General features: G+C 39.3%; 20 protein-coding genes. 15 read left to right on the top strand and 5 right to left on the bottom strand.

The features are described from left to right. The 5 genes from rsfS (at position 1) to FILTAD_RS13805 (ending at position 4,717) form a co-directional block, all read left to right on the top strand. Positions 1–348, top strand: coding sequence for a ribosome silencing factor (gene rsfS, locus FILTAD_RS13825; protein WP_124071559.1), 348 nt, complete (start codon positions 1–3; stop codon positions 346–348). Beyond that, positions 345–1,085, top strand: coding sequence for a class I SAM-dependent DNA methyltransferase (locus FILTAD_RS13820; protein ID WP_124071558.1), 741 nt, complete (start codon positions 345–347; stop codon positions 1,083–1,085). Before rsfS ends, FILTAD_RS13820 begins: the two co-directional genes overlap by 4 nt. 67 nt (positions 1,086–1,152) lie before the next feature. Continuing rightward, a complete protein-coding gene (locus FILTAD_RS13815) occupies positions 1,153–1,803 on the top strand; it encodes a helix-hairpin-helix domain-containing protein (protein WP_238988255.1) in 651 nt (216 codons plus the stop codon). Positions 1,804–1,865: 62 nt separating this feature from the next. After that, positions 1,866–2,429 (top strand): ComE operon protein 2, encoded by a 564-nt coding sequence (locus FILTAD_RS13810; protein ID WP_124071557.1) that lies wholly within the window; start codon positions 1,866–1,868, stop codon positions 2,427–2,429. Between the two features lie 152 nt (positions 2,430–2,581). After that, a complete protein-coding gene (locus FILTAD_RS13805; RefSeq protein WP_124071556.1) occupies positions 2,582–4,717 on the top strand; it encodes a DNA internalization-related competence protein ComEC/Rec2 in 2,136 nt (711 codons plus the stop codon). Between the two features lie 66 nt (positions 4,718–4,783). On the opposite strand, the gene FILTAD_RS13800 is transcribed toward FILTAD_RS13805, so the two are convergent. Continuing rightward, complete coding sequence (locus tag FILTAD_RS13800) at positions 4,784–4,918, bottom strand: YqzM family protein (RefSeq protein WP_124071555.1); 135 nt, start codon at positions 4,916–4,918, stop codon at positions 4,784–4,786. A 160-nt stretch (positions 4,919–5,078) separates the two neighbouring features. On the opposite strand from FILTAD_RS13800, the gene holA reads away from it, so the two are divergent. Next, entirely contained in the window at positions 5,079–6,095 is a 1,017-nt protein-coding gene (holA, locus tag FILTAD_RS13795; protein WP_124071554.1) for a DNA polymerase III subunit delta, read from the top strand. A 74-nt stretch (positions 6,096–6,169) separates the two neighbouring features. Here holA and rpsT read toward each other — a convergent pair whose 3' ends face one another. Further along, a complete protein-coding gene (rpsT, locus tag FILTAD_RS13790) occupies positions 6,170–6,421 on the bottom strand; it encodes a 30S ribosomal protein S20 (RefSeq protein ID WP_124071553.1) in 252 nt (83 codons plus the stop codon). Between the two features lie 165 nt (positions 6,422–6,586). Here rpsT and gpr point away from each other — a divergent pair, with 165 nt between their 5' ends. From gpr to FILTAD_RS13760, 6 genes are all read left to right on the top strand, one after another. Next, the gene (gene gpr, locus FILTAD_RS13785) at positions 6,587–7,624 is read left to right on the top strand and encodes a GPR endopeptidase (RefSeq protein ID WP_124071552.1); all 1,038 of its coding nucleotides are present in this window, start codon (positions 6,587–6,589) and stop codon (positions 7,622–7,624) included. Between the two features lie 50 nt (positions 7,625–7,674). Beyond that, the gene (gene spoIIP / locus FILTAD_RS13780; protein WP_124071551.1) at positions 7,675–8,472 is read left to right on the top strand and encodes a stage II sporulation protein P; all 798 of its coding nucleotides are present in this window, start codon (positions 7,675–7,677) and stop codon (positions 8,470–8,472) included. A 741-nt stretch (positions 8,473–9,213) separates the two neighbouring features. Continuing rightward, complete coding sequence (locus FILTAD_RS13775) at positions 9,214–9,507, top strand: hypothetical protein (RefSeq protein ID WP_124071550.1); 294 nt, start codon at positions 9,214–9,216, stop codon at positions 9,505–9,507. A 155-nt stretch (positions 9,508–9,662) separates the two neighbouring features. Continuing rightward, a complete protein-coding gene (locus FILTAD_RS13770) occupies positions 9,663–9,971 on the top strand; it encodes a hypothetical protein (RefSeq protein ID WP_124071549.1) in 309 nt (102 codons plus the stop codon). Between the two features lie 151 nt (positions 9,972–10,122). Beyond that, positions 10,123–10,677, top strand: coding sequence for a hypothetical protein (locus FILTAD_RS13765; protein WP_415579231.1), 555 nt, complete (start codon positions 10,123–10,125; stop codon positions 10,675–10,677). Between the two features lie 79 nt (positions 10,678–10,756). After that, positions 10,757–11,341 (top strand): hypothetical protein, encoded by a 585-nt coding sequence (locus tag FILTAD_RS13760; protein WP_124071548.1) that lies wholly within the window; start codon positions 10,757–10,759, stop codon positions 11,339–11,341. Between the two features lie 169 nt (positions 11,342–11,510). On the opposite strand, the gene FILTAD_RS16220 is transcribed toward FILTAD_RS13760, so the two are convergent. The 3 genes from FILTAD_RS16220 to FILTAD_RS13750 all read right to left on the bottom strand — a co-directional run bounded on the left by FILTAD_RS16220 (position 11,511) and on the right by FILTAD_RS13750 (position 12,919). Then, positions 11,511–11,642, bottom strand: coding sequence for a hypothetical protein (locus FILTAD_RS16220; RefSeq protein WP_282432591.1), 132 nt, complete (start codon positions 11,640–11,642; stop codon positions 11,511–11,513). After that, entirely contained in the window at positions 11,639–12,559 is a 921-nt protein-coding gene (locus FILTAD_RS13755) for a tetratricopeptide repeat protein (protein WP_124071547.1), read from the bottom strand. Before FILTAD_RS13755 ends, FILTAD_RS16220 begins: the two co-directional genes overlap by 4 nt. Positions 12,560–12,745: 186 nt before the next feature. Next, positions 12,746–12,919 carry a helix-turn-helix domain-containing protein gene (locus tag FILTAD_RS13750; RefSeq protein WP_160117616.1) on the bottom strand — a complete coding sequence of 58 codons (174 nt, stop codon included), beginning with the start codon at positions 12,917–12,919 and terminating at the stop codon, positions 12,746–12,748. Between the two features lie 601 nt (positions 12,920–13,520). On the opposite strand from FILTAD_RS13750, the gene FILTAD_RS13745 reads away from it, so the two are divergent. The 3 genes from FILTAD_RS13745 (at position 13,521) to FILTAD_RS13735 (ending at position 17,335) form a co-directional block, all read left to right on the top strand. Continuing rightward, a complete protein-coding gene (locus tag FILTAD_RS13745) occupies positions 13,521–13,838 on the top strand; it encodes a hypothetical protein (protein WP_124071545.1) in 318 nt (105 codons plus the stop codon). Positions 13,839–13,964: 126 nt separating this feature from the next. Next, a complete protein-coding gene (locus FILTAD_RS13740) occupies positions 13,965–16,448 on the top strand; it encodes a hypothetical protein (RefSeq protein WP_124071544.1) in 2,484 nt (827 codons plus the stop codon). A gap of 2 nt (positions 16,449–16,450) precedes the next feature. Continuing rightward, positions 16,451–17,335 carry an ABC transporter ATP-binding protein gene (locus tag FILTAD_RS13735; RefSeq protein WP_160117615.1) on the top strand — a complete coding sequence of 295 codons (885 nt, stop codon included), beginning with the start codon at positions 16,451–16,453 and terminating at the stop codon, positions 17,333–17,335. Positions 17,336–17,831 lie beyond the last annotated feature (496 nt).

The following is a 17,831-nucleotide window of genomic DNA, read 5'->3' as shown; positions in this document are numbered from 1 at the left end:
ATGACTACAACACTACTTGCAACAGCTTATAAAGCAGTCGACGACAAAAAGGCCGAAGATATCGTGGTACTAAACATGGAAGGTGTTTCGCTTATGGCGGATCAATTCATCATCTGTCATGCCAATTCAGAAAGACAAGTCCAAGCGATTGCAAAAGAAGTTTCTGACAAGGCATCTGAAGAAGGGTACCAAGTGAAACGGATTGAAGGTATGGATGCAGGGAAATGGGTTCTTGTTGACATAGGCGATGTTGTCGTTCATGTTTTCCATCGTGACGAACGCGGATTTTACAATCTTGAAAAGCTATGGGGAGACGCACCTATGCTTGATATGGCAGACGAAAGATGAATCAGTCCTATTCGCAGTTCGCCAGTGTTTATGATGAGCTGATGACGGATATCCCTTATGAAGCCTACGTCGATATACTTGACGGGGCGGCAGCAGGGATTGAAGGGAAACGAATTTTGGATATCGGTTGCGGTACGGGATTGCTATCTGTAAAACTTGCAAAACGGGGTGCAGATGTCACCGGTATAGATCTTTCTACCGATATGTTGGCTGTGGCAAGGGAAAGAGCAACGTCTCTTTCTTTGCCCATTCAGTTCGTTCAACAACCCATGCAGGAATTGGAAGGATTCTCAGGCTTTGATGTCGCAGTGATTGCAATCGATTCGTTAAACTATGTACTTGATCGTGCTGACGTGTTGGCAACTTTCAAGCATGTACATAAGGCACTATCAGTAGGTGGTTCGCTCGTTTTCGATGTCCATTCTTTATTTAAAATAGACGAAATCTTCATGGAAGGGCCTTTCACTTTCGATAACAACCGTATTGCGTACATATGGGAAACGGATGAGGGAGATGTTCCCCATTCCGTCTATTCCGAGCTAGCTTTTTTTGTAAGAGAAGAGAGTGGATTATATCGCCGTTTCGATGAAATTCATACGCAACGGACGTTTGAAGTCAATTCTTATGTTGAGTTGCTAAGGGAAGCGGGCTTTTCAATTGAACGGATTTTCGCAGATTGGGAAGATGAAGCGCCACACGAAGAAAGTGAACGAATTTTCTTTCAAGTACGAAAATAACTCTTTTCTTTAGCCGGTATTTCATATATAGTTGAATAGACTCCATATGGATGCCGCCTAAGAAAGGGTGAATCGACTGTTTCTTTCAGGTATATCCAGAAAATGGCGTAAGTTTATCACCCCCATTGCAGCAATCGCTGTTGTATCCGCTTTTCTGTTCTTTCCCCGAGGACAGGTTGACAACAATGAGTTTGTCATGAGCGAACAAACCCCATTCCCTGAACTGATTGAAGAAGAAAGTAACGAGGAAGTCGCGGAAATCGAGCAAGACGTGCCTCAAAGCATCGTTGTGGATGTCAAAGGTGCAGTTAGGCATCCTGGTGTCTATTCGATGAAAGAAGGAGATCGAGTCATCGATGCGATCACGGAGGCAGGCGGTTATGTGCCCAACGCCGATTCACGTATGTTGAATCACGCGATGAAACTGGTAGATGAGTTTGTCATTTACGTTCCACTGGAAGGCGAAGAACCGTTGGAGACTGGGACAAGCCCAATGGCGATTGTTCCTGCGCAGCCAGATGACGGAACGATTGATATTAATACGGCAGATGAACAAGAGCTGATGACGATACCGGGCATCGGCCCATCCAAGGCTGCCGCAATTATCCAGTATCGTACAGATAACGGTCTTTTCAAAACGCCGGAATCGTTGATGGACGTTTCAGGGATTGGACAAAAGACGTTTGAGAAACTTGAATCTTCCATTAAAGTGAACTAAATGGACGAGTATGTATCCTTGCATACATTTCGTAGATAAAATCAAATGAAGGAGGCATTCATATGGAGCGAATTTCATGGGACCAGTTCTTCATGGCCCAGTGCCACCTGTTAGCGGTACGGAGTACGTGTACAAGGCTCGCTGTCGGTGCGACGATTGTGCGGGATAACCGAATTATTGCCGGCGGGTATAATGGTTCGATTTCTGGCGGAGATCATTGCATTGACCATGGCTGTTATGTCGTTGGCGGTCATTGTGTTCGAACAATCCATGCGGAAATGAACGCTTTACTTCAATGTTCGAAGTATGGGATACCTGTTGGAGAATCGACATTATATGTCACTCATTTCCCTTGCCTGCAATGTTCTAAAGCAATTATTCAAGCGGGAATTCGGCATGTGATTTACGCAAAGGATTATAAAAATGATGACTATGCGATTCGTTTGTTCGAACAATCCGGAATTACCCTACAACATATCCCGTTTAACGAAAAAAATGTTGATTTTTCAAGCGAACGCAAATTAGCATTGTTAAATGAGATGATTGAAAAAATGCAGGCACTTGGAGCTGAAGATGAAGAACTTGCCCCTTATATGAAAAGGGTGAATGAGCTATTCGAGATCTGATTTCGCGCATACGAATTATATACATTGCAATACCGGTCGCTGTATCAGCATTTGCTGCATATGGCCCGGTTACTCTTTTATTTTGTAATCTGTTTCTTATCCCCATCTTCTTACGAAGAAAAGAAGATTTCCTCACACCCATCCTCTCAGTTATGGCCGCATTTCTTTCTTATTATTATATTTCAGCCACGTTGCCAATAATCGCAAAACCCAACCCTGCTACGCTTTCACTGACATTTGCTGATAACGTGAAGATTGACGGCGCTAAGATGAAAGGCTTTGCTAAAACAACAACAAAAGAAACAGTATATGCTATTTATACATTTAAGAATGAGCAAGAAAAGGAGTATTTCATACAGTTAAATCCTGCATCTTTTACGCTTACGATGACAGGTACTTTTAGTGAACCAGCTAATCCTTCGCATGAATATTCATTTGATATGTCTACGTATATGAAAATGTATGGGGCGATTGGCGTTTTTGAAAGTGAATCAATTTTGCGGACTGAAAAAAGAACCGGTTTACGAACACGACTATCTGAGCAAAGACGCAAAGTGAAAAATCATATCGCTGCAACTTTTCCGGATTCACTTCAAACGGAAGCGGAGGCGCTGCTGATTGGAGATCGCAGTGGGATGGATGAAGAACAGGCGGCGAATTATCGAACGCTTGGAATCACGCATTTATTCGCAATCTCAGGACTCCATGTTGGATTGCTTGCATTTCTATTGCGCGAAGTTCTCATGAGGTTATTGTTGCGAAAAGAAACGGTAGATATCGTGCTGATTATCCTATTACCTTTGTACGCGGTTATAGCAGGCGGTGCACCGTCCGTTTGGCGCGCGGTGTTAGTAACAGTACTTGTCCTTCTCTCAGCAAGAGGGGGCGTGCAGGCGAGGCTTGACAACGCCCTTGCATTATGTGCTGTTTGTTTTATACTTTACGAACCTTTTGTTGTGTTTCAAGCGGGTTTTCAATTGTCTTATTTAGCTGCGTTTTCACTCGTCTATTCATCAGTATTACTTGCAAGGACTCAATCGGTTTTCAAAATTTCATTTCTCGTGACATCGATTAGTCAATTAGCATTGTATCCTGTATTACTGTTTCATTTTTATGAAATATCGTTATCGTCATTTGTCGTTAACCTGTTGTATGTTCCTTTGTATTCAGTTGTTATTTTACCCGCGAATCTCATTTTTCTTGCGACAACATCATTTATTCCTGTATTGGCTGACGTACTGTTTATGATTTACGTACCATTTAGAGAGTTTGTTCGTTTTATAACGGATTGGCTGGCCTCTTTACCTTTTCAGTTATGGACTCCGGGGAAACCTGATGGTATTTGGCTGGTTTTTGCTGTTGCAGGTGTCTTGCTATTTTTTATCCGGTACGAAGCTGGCAGTTTGGTGCGTTATTGTTTGCCGTTTGTACTTATTCCTGCAATTATTTTACATCTGATTCCCTATATGGATAGTTCACTGCGCGTGACCTTTCTTGATGTCGGGCAGGGGGACAGTATTGTGATTGAATTACCGTATCGACAAGCGGTTTATGTCATCGATACTGGCGGGACAGTGACATTCGGGGAGCCAAATTGGAAGACGCCGGAAAAACAATTTGAAATAGGGAAGAAAATTGTGGTCCCTTTTTTAAAAGGAAACGGTATTACGACGATCGATAAACTGATGATTACACATGCAGATGCTGATCATGTGGAAGGGGCAGATGAAGTCCTGAATGAAGTGCGGGTTAAAGAAATCCATGTTTCTCCCGGAAGTGAAAAGGAGTTAGCGATGGCAGAAGTCATGCAGATAGCTAGCGTGAAGAACGTGCCACTGATTCCGATGAAACAAGGTATTTCCTGGACAAAAGGGACAACCTCTTTTCATTACGTGGCACCGGCTGAAGAAAAGTATAAGGGGAATAACAGTTCACTCGTTTTGTATATGCAAACGACGGGGCCTTCGTTTTTATTTACAGGAGATTTAGAAGAAGACGGGGAAAAGCAGTTTTTACGTGATTATGGGCAAGCCAATTTTGGACAACTTATTTTAAAGGCGGGTCATCATGGCAGTCGAACATCCAGTACGGAACCGTTTGTAAAGGCGTTGCGTCCTGAATTAACGATTTTTTCCGCGGGCCGCAATAACCGATACGGTCACCCACATCCCGAAGTAGTTGAAACGTATGCATCATATGGGCTCTCAACAATGTCTACCGCAGAATCCGGCTCAATAACGGTAACTGTACGGAAAAAAGACTATGAAATCTCGGCGATGATTCCATGAATAATTGGTGAAAAAAAGACAAGGTATCCCATCTAAGAGATGCCTTGTCCATCTTTTTCCTGCTTATTAGCGAGCAGCGATGTCGATTATAGTAGCAATTATAAAGATTGCGGAGAAAGCTCCGAAAGCTACTATAAAACCAATGCCGGAATCGATAAGATCATTGCGTTTAGACTGTACGTCATGTTCGAACTCATTCATTGCTACACCTCCTGATTCCATTATAGTATAGATGATAACAGACAAAAAATCCATAGCTATCGACTAATTGTGAATGGTGGACCGTAACTGACACAATTTGTTCAAACAGTGAGTCATGTATATTGTATAATTGGATTATAGCTATAGAAGAGGTGAAATGATGGCAACTGCAATTTGGAAAAAAATAGCTGGCGGTGAAATTGACCCGGTTTACTTACTGACCGGATTGGAGCATCACTTTTTCGATGCAACGATTACACGTCTAAAAAAGGCGTTACCCGATATTGATGATGCGTCAATCATCCGCTTTGATTTGGAAGAAACACCTGTTGAAATGGTTATCGAAGAAGCGGATACATTACCCTTCCTTGAAGAACGTAAATTAATCATCGCGGGAAATGCTTCTTTTTTGAAAGCAGCAGACAAAAGTAAGGAAAAAGTCGTACATAACTTAGCAATGCTTGAAAACTGGCTGGCAAATCCTTCACCTACAGCTGTAGTTGTTTTCATTGCCCCTTATGAAAAGTTAGATGCGCGAAAACGAATTACTAAACTCATGAGAGAGCGAGCGACAGTAATTGAGGCGGCACATCTGCAAGGGAAGGATCTTACTATATGGATTCAACAAGAAGCTAAGGCAAATGGATCTGCGATATCATCTGATGCAGCGGATCTATTAGTGAAAATGGCGGGGGAAAGTCTTTTGACCCTTTCATCTGAAATTGGTAAAATGGCCACCTATACGGCAGGTGAAAGTGATATAACACCTGAGACGATCATGAATCTTGTTCCGCGGACACCTGAAATGGATGTTTTCAAATTAACCGAAGCGTATGCTTCAGGCAGGGTATCGGATGCAGTATCCATTTACCATGATTTGTTACGAAATGGGCAAGAGCCGATTATGTTGACTGCTCTTATCGCAAGTCAAATCAGACTCATGATTCACGTAGGTTCTTTGCGGAAAAAAGGCTATCAGCAAAGCCAGATTGCAAAAACACTTGGCGTCCATCCGTACCGGGTCAAATTGATGATGGAAAATCGAAATGCACCAAGTGAAGATCGCTTGTTAATCATTCTTAACAATTTGGCGGGAATTGATTATAAACTGAAATCCACAAGCGGAAAGCGAGAACGACTACTAGAATTATTCTTTATGGAGCCCTTTAGAAAATAAGAAAAAGCACACAAGAAAGACCGTCCATAATATATGGGCGGTCTTTTTAGGTCTGCAAAATGCATTCCTTGGAATTACAAAGCTTTTTTCGTAAGACGAGCTTTTTGACGTGATGCAGTATTTTTATGGATAAGACCTTTACGTGCAGCAGTGTCCATTTTTTTGATTGCATCTTTAAGAAGAACAGAAGCATTCTCTTCTTTTGAGTCAAGAGCGATTTCAGCTTTACGGACAGCAGTACGCATTGCTGCTTTTGTATGTGAGTTCTGTACGTTTGCAGCTGTACTTTGTTTTACGCGTTTGATCGCAGATTTGATGTTTGGCAATTCATTCACCTCCAATTTCAGGTAAGGCAAGAGTGTTTCCACGTAATTTCGGATATCACTTTCACAACAAGCATAATTTTATCAAATAGAAGGAGAGAATGCAATAATAAAACGCAAAGAATATTTCCTTGACACAACGCACAAGCTTGAGGATGAGGTGATGAAATGGAAAAGCATAATTTTTATCGGACAGATTTAGTAGATGAAATCGATGAAATGGTTCAACACAGAACAGATCCGGAAAAAAATAAGTTAAAAGAAGAAGACGGCATTCAATTTGGGGAATCCAGAACAGGACGGGTTATTTTAACCTCAGTAAAAGTGGATGCCAAAGGTGCTGAAAGGATTGGAAAGAAGGAAGGAACGTATTTGACTTTAACGATGCCGACACTTCACGCAGGAGATTTGGAAGGTATGGCCGAGTTATCAGATGCTTTAGTTGAACAATTGGGGAAAATGCTTAAAGAGTTACGGATGCTTAAAAATGGAAAGATCCTGCTAATCGGGCTTGGCAATCGAGATGTCACTCCCGATGCCGTTGGACCGCTCACAATGGATCGACTACGTAATATCGTTCCTGACTATTATTCTGATGAAGGCAGTGAGGTATTTGTCTATGCACCTGGCGTGACAATCCAAACCGGGCTAGAAACATCAGATTTCGTAAATGCAGTCGCAAAGGAAATTAAACCCGATTTATTAATTATCATTGATGCATTGGCTGCAAGGGATAGTTCAAGGTTATGCCGTACAATCCAATTGACAGACACAGGCATCCATCCAGGTTCTGGTGTGGGTAATAGCCGGAAAGAGATTTCGAAGGAAGTGTTTGGTATACCGGTTATAGCTATCGGTATACCGACCGTTGTGGATGGGCCAGTATTAATTGCAGATGCTATAGATTCGATGTTCGGCTATATTGCTTCAAAAATCGATGAACAAGATAGTCCATCATCACGATTGTCTGTATCGCCGTGGCTACACAATGAAAACAAAGATGCGGATCGCTCCAAACTACTTCCGATTTTTGGCGATTGGGCATCGTGGCCACACGAAGACAGAATCCAGCTATTCGAAGAAGTTTTGACGAATCGTGAACTCAGCACGTTTGTCTCGCCTAAGGAAATCGACTCATGGGTGACGCTCTATGCTGATACATTATCGGATTCGTTGGCGCAATGGATTTCAAACGTAAAAAACTAGTCATTGACGCATTTCCTTCTGCATATAGTTGGTAGACGGAGGGATGCCACTTGAAAAAGACCTTGCAAATTTGGGGCACGCTAATCCTAATTCTCTTCCTATTTCCTGTCATAATCACTAATATTCCTGGTGGAGCCAAAGCAAAATCGACAGAAATTGTAATGGAGTCGCCTGTCATTGTCTATGCCTCGAATATTAGTGAAGAGGAATTACCAAAAGAGATTGGAAAGAAAGCGTTGCTCTATTTTACTCACTCTCATGAAGCATATGAACCAGTAACGAAAGCACATGACGGCAAAGTAACCGTCTCACATCAATCTGAAAACATTACAAAGTTCGGAGAAAAGTTAAAGAAGCAACTTATTTTTAATGGAGTCCAAACAGATATCCTACCTATTGATAATGCAAAAGAAATGAGCAAGAAAGGGATTCCCCACTATCGTGCTTATAATGCAATCCGCCCGGCTGTCAAAAAACGTATTCAGGAACAACAATATGATTTGATTGTCGATGTTCATCGGGATGCACTTGGACCGGACAAAACGACGATTGTGAATGAAGGAGAAAAATACGCTAAAGTGGCCTTTGTCATCGGGGTGGAACACCCTAATTATAAAAAGAACCGTGCACAAGCCAAATTGATAAAAGATGAAATGGAGCGCCTAGTTCCTGGTATTACACGCAATCTAATAATGAAGGGGGGAAAAGGAGTAGACGGGAAGTATAATCAAGACCTACATCCCTCTCTCCTTGTCCTTGAACTCGGCGGATATGGAAATACCGAAGATCAGCTGAATCGTACAGTGGCAGTCATAGCAAAAGCGACAGCTACCGTGCTATCAGACTAAACCCAAAATGTATATTGAAGTTCGGTTTGTGTGACAATCTATATATGTTGACATAAAGAATCCACTCAACAACGCTCGGCGCTTGGGGATGCCTCCCGCAATAAGCCAGTCAGAAGACCGCTGTCAGTCTTATTGCTTCGGCTACCCCAGTGAGGCGCCTTCGCTGGAGATTATATAGAATCATTCGTTCAACATATATAGTTCACCAGCATAGAAATCGAATTGAACCCCTTTTGAATCAGTTTTTTTGGGTGAGAAAACTTATTTTTGCTAAAACCTTTGATTTAGAGTCCAATCCAAGCATATATAACCAATCAGTCAGCTGTATCCTGATTGGTTTTTTTGCGTCCTTGTAAGAAATATAAACTTTTGAGATACCTCATTCCTTGGAGGCGTACAGCTATCTAGCTGTCGCTGCCTTACCGTTCTTTTGGTTGGGTCCAGTCCTTCGCCTAGGCAAATACATTGGCTCAGGCAAGTGGACGTATACGTGCGTTGTAGGGGGTTGGGAAAGAGTTAAGGAATCAAAGAGATAACGCCATGATTGTGCAAGGTGTATCTACTGGTAACTACGTTAATTCAATGGAAGAAGGAATTGTAACGAAAATGCACAGTTGAAAGCTTTCAGATTTAACTTACAATAGAATTATAGGATTTTTATTCAGCCAACGGACAGTTAGTCAGACCGGATTTTTAGAAAAGGCATGGATTGAAATACTGGATTCCAGGGGAGGGACGTGCATGAAAATTAATCTCAATTTAGGATCCTTTATACTATCTTTAATTTGCATCCCTGTATTTTTCATTGCACTCTTTCCTCGGGATTTTCTAGGTGTTTTCACCAATAACATAGGGGCTTACCCATTGAAAATTGTCTTAAGCATAACGGTTATAACCTTTTTTCTTGGTTTACTTGGGTTGAAGGATGTAAGGGAATGGAAAGCGATGGCGAGAAGCATATTTACTATCACTTTAACAATTGGGTTATCGGCGGTATTAATTGTGATTATATTCATGGGTAGATTGCTTGGTTAAGGATGGGGAATGGGTGAAAAAGTAATGCAGGCAATCGCTGGAGAAAAAACTCAGTTTAGAAATAGCTGTCTATAAATCATTACCCTGAAAAACATATAAAATGTGGTCAAGTGTTTCGAAAACAGGTATACTTAAACGAACAGAGGTGATACGGAATGGACAAGAAACTACTGGAAATGATGGGCGAAATGATGGAGCGGCTGACTGAGGTTCACTCGGGAATGAAAGATATAAGATCCGAAATGAAAGATATGAAAACTGAAGTGAAAGATATGAAAACCGAAATGAATGAACGGTTCGACGCTGTTGATGCAAAGATATACGGTGTGGGTGAACACTTTGAAGAACTATCAAAAAACACTATTCAGCTACAGGATGATGTGAAAAAGGAACTGAAATATGTTACCCATAAAATTCATGCCCTTGATAGAGAAGTGTTTCTGCGGACAGATTCACTACAATGATGGGGTAGTCAACAAAATAATGCCGATAAAAGGGGAGAAGCAGAAATGCTTCACCCCTTTTATCTAGACTCATCTCTAAAATATGGAAGCTTCATTAAAGCAAAGAACTCGAATCAAATTGTGTTCGCAAGAATCTTAATTGAGAAAGAAGATGAAGAAAGTGGATAATGTAACGCAATCTTACTTTGATGACTTAGAAGCTGAGGACAAAGAAATCCAATTTGAGGCTTTCAAAAATATTACTGCTGCCATAAAAGAAGAAGTGGACTGGGCTTATGAAGTTTGGGATCAATTAAGGGACTGGCTGACGGATACCGACAACCACCGAAGATCGAGGGCTGCCCAGTTCCTTTGTGGTCTTGCTATCAGTGACCCTGAAAAACGGATACTGGACGACTTTCCAGCATTATGGGAAGTGACAAAGGATCCGAGATTTGTTACGGCCAGACATAGCCTGCAATCGATTTGGAAAGTGGGACTGGCCGGTGATGAACAAAAAGAAATGGTGATGCGTCATTTAGTCGATCGCTTTCAAAACGGAGCGGATGAGAAACATTATACGTTGATCCGTTTTGATATGATCCAGTGTATTAAAAACTTATACGACGAACTAAAAGATGAAACACTCAAGCAAACAGCATTGGAATTGATTGAGACTGAAGAGTATGGTAAATACCGGAAGAAGTATTACTCCGTATGGAAATGATTTGTATTCACTAAAGGAATGGGCTTTCCCGTTCGGATAAGTCTGTATTGCGGCGAGCAAAAGTAAGGGGAGAAATTAAGTGGAAAATACCTTTGTAATACGGGATGATGCATCCTATACCTTGAACTTTTTGATCTATATTCAAAATATATTCCTTAACCAGCGTAGTAGTGAACAAGAGCGCAAATTTCCTTATATCCCATCAATGCACATAACATTTGAGGAAGGGTTTGAATTTCGCTATAAAGAATTATGGGATGAAGTTAGACAAAGAATAGCTGAAAATCCTTTCGAAGACGGGAAAATTTTCAATGGTGAAAAAGATTTATTCTTTAAAAGACTGTTCATGGATAGTAACGATAGTATGAAAGACTACGATGAAATTTATCAATCATTTAAAGTATGGTGGGGTAGCTTTGCAGGGCATTTTTCAGTAGAAAGATCCATTGGGGATGTAATTGAGAATTTATACAGAGAATTGGCGTGTACACTCATTCAAAGAGGGATTACACCCAAAAAAGAATTAAATATCAGCTTAGTTTATGATAAATGCCCATTAGGTAATATGGAGATAACTTCTTATTTCGCTGTCGTGCCAATTAACGATTTTTATGTAAAATATGAAGAGCTAGTGACCAAATTGCGAAAAAACGTATGTAACTAGTGGAATGCTTTATAGGAATAAGAATCATAAAAAGTGAAAAGTATAAAAAAGGTTTCGTGCGTTTTCAGGCCATCAAAACGGATTAGTACGTGCCAGCAAATTAGCATAAAAAGAACGCCAAAAACCCCCGTAGTCTCTTCAAACGAGATTACGGGGGTTAACTAATAAATTAGATGAAATCGCCGGTTGAAATAGGCATTGTGATTGGCGGTAAATCATCTACCGCTACATCTTGCACTGAAAAAGCGTTCGATACGAAAAATCCTAACAAGCATACAAAAGCTAATAGAAAACGCTTCATGTTAATTCCTCCCAGTGTTGTACATTATGATGTTTTAAATGATAGTAAAACGCCTTTTGATAAAAAGTTGTCGCTAATTTGAACTGATTGTTGTCCGTTAATTTATCAGCCAGGACGTTGCAGTAAACGAAACAGTGGTAATAATTTTGTTTAACTTCAAAATAATGGAGGGCTGATTCAAAAGTAGAGATAAGATCATTTTCATCATACAAGAGCGCTTTATAGATTGCAAAATGATGGCTGTAGGGATTTTTATTTTGCTCAGTTAGCAGGTTAAGTAAAAAGATTCCTTTGTTTACTAAGGCTTTGGAGCTTTCTTTATCCCCTGTTTTTTTATACTCTTTCACAAGCGATAAAATCGTGACAATTTGGTCATTTGGATTTTCTTTCACAAGGAGACTTTGGTTGAAATGACGCAGCGCACGTTCATTATCCTTTAGAAGTGAATAACAAGCCCCGAGGTTATGCTCAATCATTCCAAGATAGTTAGCTAAACCATTAGTAGTCATAATTTCCTTCGCGTTTTCAAAAGACATGAGGGCGTTTTTCAAATTCCTGGTATGCTTTTGAGCATTTCCAAGAATGATTAAACATTCAATGGAACGTGTAGCTAGCATTTTTGCGTTAAAATAGTTCAAAGCTTCTTGAAGATGATCAATAACTAAAATATACCGGTAATCGGACGAAGCTGCAAGGCTTGAAACGTAGTGTAGTTCCGCCATTTCCCAGTCTTCCATCCGATATTTCGTCGCTAACTCGTATGCATTAGTGAAGATGTGCACTGCATTGGAAAATCGGTTTTCGGTATATGCGATAATCCCTTGGATGATGTATAGATGGAATAGCTGGGTATGTGACATATCACTTTGCATAGGTACTACTATGGCAATGTTCTTCTTAACATCGAATGACGTCATTAACAGCAACCGGGTTTCCATAAGTAGCAGGCTAACCTTATATGGATACAGTGGATTTTCTGCTAAGAAGGAATGGATTTCTTGGCAAAGTAAATCCGCGGCAAGTTTGTCACGCTGATCGATGACTTCTTTGAAACGTTTCTTAAACTGCGTAAACAGCTCGGGAGACGAATGTATAAATACGCTTTACGGCGAGATATTCAATCTTTGAAGAAGCATATGTTGAACCTCATCCCCAGGAATGGCAGTACCATTTTCAATTTTACTTAAATAGGAGGGGGAACAAATACCTTGGGCTAGTTCATCCTGTCTTATATTAATCTTTTGCCGCTCCACTTTAATCAGTTGTCCAATTTTCATTGTACCCCACATCTCCCTATATATTGGTAAATTGATTTACTTATATTGTGACTGTACCACAAAAACGAAAAAAATCTATAACTATAAGTGAATGGGAAAGTAGGAAAGAAAATGCTGAAATAATGCCGATTTCCGGGTGCGATTTCCCAAGTCGTGAACCGTTGACTTTCTGACTTATCTGAATAATAATTAGGTATGAAGGTTCCGGCCGGAAATACTTCTAAGGAGATAGGGGATATAGTGTCAAGTACCAGCATTCTATAACTTTGGGGTACCTATGTAAGAAGTCGAGATTAATTATTCACTCAACTCTGAAGGTATGCAGTAAAGAGTAGAATTACATGAAAACTTTCAAACTTCACTGTATGCTTATTTAATTGCAGTGTATTTTCTGAATAACTCTATGCGCAGAAACCTGAAATCAAAACCTGCTAAATCAGAGTATCCTTTTTATACTGATTTCCTAAAAATAGAGGTGGGCAAAACTGGTAGGGTATGAAAGGATTGATTTGTTGTTACTATCTGCCGATATACTTCGTAATAGGTTTATAATTTTACTGTTTTAACAAACTAAGAATCACTGGGATGGAGGAGAAACTTTTTGAAGAAATTTAAAATGATCGGTTTGAGTTTTATCGCTGTTTTAAGTTTAGGGCTATCAGTAGCTGTGTCGAATGTCCAAGCCTCTGAAAACGCTGTACCACTAATTACTCAAGCAGCAGATCAAATTTTTGTTTCAAGAATAGTTCCTTATACAACACGACAATCTATGTGGGTCACCGAAACTAGAAATGGGAAGACTTACTCGGGGTATCTCTATAATAGAGGATTTGCGGATGGTGATGGAAGGACTGTTCTTTTTACAGGGAATCTGAAAGCGGGTCCTTATGTAGACCCGTTTATACTAAAAAATAATTAACTCATAGAATTATGAACTATCACTATTATTACCCCTTTAAGTAGATATTGTTATAAAAACAACAATATTGTAGGTAGCTCTACTTAAAGGGGATTTTAATATGGTTAAAAAAATGGGGGGGAACCGATGAAGGAAGTTATTGACTTTGTCGTGAAGGGGATTATAAAAAATAAATACATTCTTTTGGCACCACTTGCTATAATTCTTCTTATTGCGTCAATGATGATGATCAATAGCACTCAAACAGGAACGACTCAAAAAGAGTTACAGGACACTTTCAATGATCGAAAAGAAACCGTTAACCTTTTAATTAGTAAAATATTAAATAAGAAGAGGAATATCGGTCTTTCCGAAGATGCACAACAAGGATTAGATAGTTTGCTATCACAGGAAGAATATTTAAAACAGATTTCAAGTAAGTTGGATGAAGGTGTTTTAGACATTTCTTTCGAAAATATAGAGTATATAAAAGAATATGAAGCGTATGAAGAATATATTTCCATTCCGTATAATAATAAAGATATTTTAAATATTGAACAACAAAAAGTAGAAACGTTAGCTAAACACAACTTATCTTACACAGAACAACAAACTCCTTATAAGACGGCGCTGTTTACTAAGCAGTTGTTTCAACTATTTTTTAGTCCGATTACAGCTTTTTTATTTTTACTCATTTTTAGTTATAAATATTTATCTGATAGGGAGAATCGGACATTTGATTTCTTTAAAGTGAACTCTCTATCGAATACGGCAATCTACTATGGCTATTTGATTCCATTTTTACTGTTAGTACTCGTTTACATATTCATAGCAAGTTTCTTTTCATTGTTGCCTACATTGGTGACCGGAAATTTGAATACAATCCATTATCCAATTGAAATGGCAGTTCAATCAGAAACGATGATGGTACCCGTATGGAAATGGTTACTCTTCCTTCCGATCGGTTGGGGTATTTTTGTTTCATTGCTATTAGTGCTTTCAATTTGTTTATTCAAACAGAGAATTTCTTTTGGCGTTCTATTATCAATGGTTGCTATACCGCTCGTGATCGGCTATATCATTTCAACTCAATTCGGTTTTTATATGGTAAACCCTATCCATTTAATTGTCTCATACGAAACGCATCTATTACCTACGCATCGTTTTATGATCTATCAGTTATGGATGTTCATCGTACTCATCATTTTTTTAGCGGCTTCCTATCCGGTATTCAATTCGAAAGGGTCGGCGTTTAAAGCTCCTGTTTTAAATTCAACTAGAAAACAGTATCACCCTAAAAGTAAGTGGAAGTTGCTTCAATTTGAGCATGTAAAAAAGAAGCGCAAAAGTCATGTGCTTTTCACGCTCATCTTGTTATTTGGCATTATTGGCGGTACGTATACATTTGTGAATCAGCAATATCAAAATCTCCCTAAGACGTCTTTGAAAGTGATTGAAGACCTACAAAATATCATCATTGAACAATTACGACATTGGAAAGTGGTTGAACTTGAGTTTGATATTGAAACTGAAATTATGTTGTCCACTAGTCAAGAAGAGTCAGATGAGGAAATGACAGAGTTCATTCCTGTAGAGAATCCTTATACTGTTAGGATTGAGAACTTGGAACAAGGCTATACCGCGTTAGAGGGATTAAAGAAAGAGGTTGGTTCACGACATTTTCCTGGAAAGTTTCGGGAAGCAATGAATACATTACATTCAAGTGATGATTTACCCCCTTCACGATGGAATGTAACAGACTTAGCTACGGCAGAACAGCAACGTATTATGGATGAGAAAGATATTACACCATGGCCAATTGGGAATCAGTGGATTTCCAATTATAATGTTCCAAGTACTGCAATTGATAATGAGCATTACAATTTATTAAAGGCATCCCAAGAACGAAATACGAAATACGGCAAGAGTGGTTTGTTCTCCGTTTATAAATATTTTAATTGGAATATGATGTTGCTCGTATTAGGAGTTTTCGTTCTTCTATTATGGACGAGTATCTCCGAAGAACAACGACCAAATTCATCGATGAACTTTCTGACGACGAAACCGATTTCTCTTAGGTCAATTTATGTAAGTAAATGGGCGTATAATGGAATGATCGCTTATGGTTTACTCCTACTCAGTGGGGGCACCGTATTCCTTCTCAGTTTACTCATTGGTGGTTTTGGAGAGCCCCAATATCCGATCTTGGTTTATGCTGCAGAGAATACTAAGGATGACCTTTTCTACTCGGGTGTAGAAAATGCTTATTTCTTCTTTGAAAGTTTGCTAGTGCTTATTCTGAAGTGTGGAGCGCTCATCATGGCTCAAATCTTCTTTCTAAATAGCCTATTCAGCTTGATCGGCAGATGGTTGAAAAATCACTATGCCACAGTTATCGTTACATTACTGGTAGGGTTTGCAGGCTATTTTTTAGCAAACCAGTATATTTCGGTGAATAATATGTTTTTGAATCCTTTTGTTTACTTTGATACATGGAACATTGTAGATGGTTGGAAGTCGATTGCTGCGAACTCGTCAAAAGTGAACTTCATTAATGGATGTATCATTCTACTTGTCAGTGGATTCCTGCTATTCTTCATGGGGTTACTATCAGGAAGGAAGAGGGTGTAATCATGTCAGTATTAAAAGTCAATCAGCTTAACAAGAACTATGGGAATAAAAGTGTCTTACGGGATATTTCATTTGAAATCAATGAAGGCGATTTAATCGGTCTGGTCGGACCAAATGGAGCAGGAAAATCCACCTTAATGCGTTCCATGCTCGCATTGGAGGATCTGAAAAGTGGCTTAGTTACAGTTCAAAACATTTCAAATAGGAACCCCGAATTTTTTAAATACGTATCTTTTTTACCTAGCGATAACTACTTATATACACAATTAACAGGATATGACCATATATCATTTGTAGCGAACATTTATGATTTAGAAAAAAGTGAAATCGATGAAGTCATTGACTTAATTGGCATTCGAACGTATGTCAACCAGGCTGTTAAATCCTACTCGTACGGGATGAGACAACACCTATTAATCGCATTAAGTATACTGACAAAACCACTTGTCATCTTAATGGATGAACCCTTTAATGGATTAGATCCAACGAGTATAATCGAATTAAAGCAATTAATTCGGACCTTACATGCCCAGGGAATTGGCATCCTCATATCAACACATAATTTGGATATACTGGAGGATTTAACGAATACCATCTGGTTCATTAAAGACGGTCAGTTGTTCAAAAACGAAATTCTACTCGATGTGAATGATCCCTATCAAATTGAAGTTTCAGGTCATTATGAAAAAACAGTAGAACAACTGATGACGGATAGTCATTTGCCATTCCAAGTTATAGAAAATCGTATACTTACTGATCCGACATATGAAGTAGAGAAATATCTTGAGTGGTTGATAAAGAATGGAGTACAAATCAAATCAGTCAATATAAGTAAAAAGAATCTAGAGGAAATGTATAAGAACTTTTATGAAGTGAATATCCAATAGATAAATCAAAATGCTAAGCGCCGGGGATTTCGCAATTATTTATAGGTTCTTCTTTGTTGCCTTCACTGGCAATTGAACCGAAGGAAAGCGGGAAAAAAATGCTGAAGTAAAGCCCATTAACGGAGGAGAATTCATAAGTCGGAAACTATTGGATTTCTGATTTATCTGAGTAGTAATTAGAATAGAACTGTAGCACAATACTCTGGGACAGTTTATCCCGCATTAACGGGCAGTAAGACCGCCACTTCAAGTCTTCGAGGAAACAAGAAGAATAAGTGGGGGATCAACTGCCCGTAAAAGCCCGAATGGTTCAACTAACAATCAGAGGGGGATGGGAAAAACCCCCTCTGATTGAAGTTTCACTTTATTGTGAAGGTACTTGCCAAGCACGAGTAAATACCAGTGAATAAATGTTGTCTCATAAAAACCTCTGACTATATTAGTAGTTCAGAGGTTTTCTTATAGATAGTTAATTTATAGTTCTTAAAATATACAT

Origin of the sequence: Filibacter tadaridae (assembly GCF_900609045.1) — a bacterium.
Classification (GTDB): domain Bacteria; phylum Bacillota; class Bacilli; order Bacillales_A; family Planococcaceae; genus Sporosarcina; species Sporosarcina tadaridae.
This window is presented reverse-complemented; position numbering and strand designations above follow the sequence as displayed.

Coding starts and splice junctions, on each gene's coding strand:
- rsfS (WP_124071559.1), top strand. CDS start 1: ATGACTACAACACTACTTGCAACAGCTTATAAAGCAGTCGACGACAAA.
- FILTAD_RS13800 (WP_124071555.1), bottom strand. CDS start 4,918: ATGAATGAGTTCGAACATGACGTACAGTCTAAACGCAATGATCTTATC.
- FILTAD_RS13810 (WP_124071557.1), top strand. CDS start 1,866: ATGGAGCGAATTTCATGGGACCAGTTCTTCATGGCCCAGTGCCACCTG.
- gpr (WP_124071552.1), top strand. CDS start 6,587: ATGGAAAAGCATAATTTTTATCGGACAGATTTAGTAGATGAAATCGAT.
- FILTAD_RS16220 (WP_282432591.1), bottom strand. CDS start 11,642: ATGAAGCGTTTTCTATTAGCTTTTGTATGCTTGTTAGGATTTTTCGTA.
- FILTAD_RS13775 (WP_124071550.1), top strand. CDS start 9,214: ATGAAAATTAATCTCAATTTAGGATCCTTTATACTATCTTTAATTTGC.
- holA (WP_124071554.1), top strand. CDS start 5,079: ATGGCAACTGCAATTTGGAAAAAAATAGCTGGCGGTGAAATTGACCCG.
- FILTAD_RS13765 (WP_415579231.1), top strand. CDS start 10,123: ATGAAGAAAGTGGATAATGTAACGCAATCTTACTTTGATGACTTAGAA.
- FILTAD_RS13750 (WP_160117616.1), bottom strand. CDS start 12,919: ATGAAAATTGGACAACTGATTAAAGTGGAGCGGCAAAAGATTAATATA.
- FILTAD_RS13820 (WP_124071558.1), top strand. CDS start 345: ATGAATCAGTCCTATTCGCAGTTCGCCAGTGTTTATGATGAGCTGATG.
- FILTAD_RS13805 (WP_124071556.1), top strand. CDS start 2,582: ATGGCCGCATTTCTTTCTTATTATTATATTTCAGCCACGTTGCCAATA.
- FILTAD_RS13770 (WP_124071549.1), top strand. CDS start 9,663: ATGGACAAGAAACTACTGGAAATGATGGGCGAAATGATGGAGCGGCTG.
- FILTAD_RS13755 (WP_124071547.1), bottom strand. CDS start 12,559: ATGACGTCATTCGATGTTAAGAAGAACATTGCCATAGTAGTACCTATG.
- FILTAD_RS13740 (WP_124071544.1), top strand. CDS start 13,965: ATGAAGGAAGTTATTGACTTTGTCGTGAAGGGGATTATAAAAAATAAA.
- FILTAD_RS13735 (WP_160117615.1), top strand. CDS start 16,451: ATGTCAGTATTAAAAGTCAATCAGCTTAACAAGAACTATGGGAATAAA.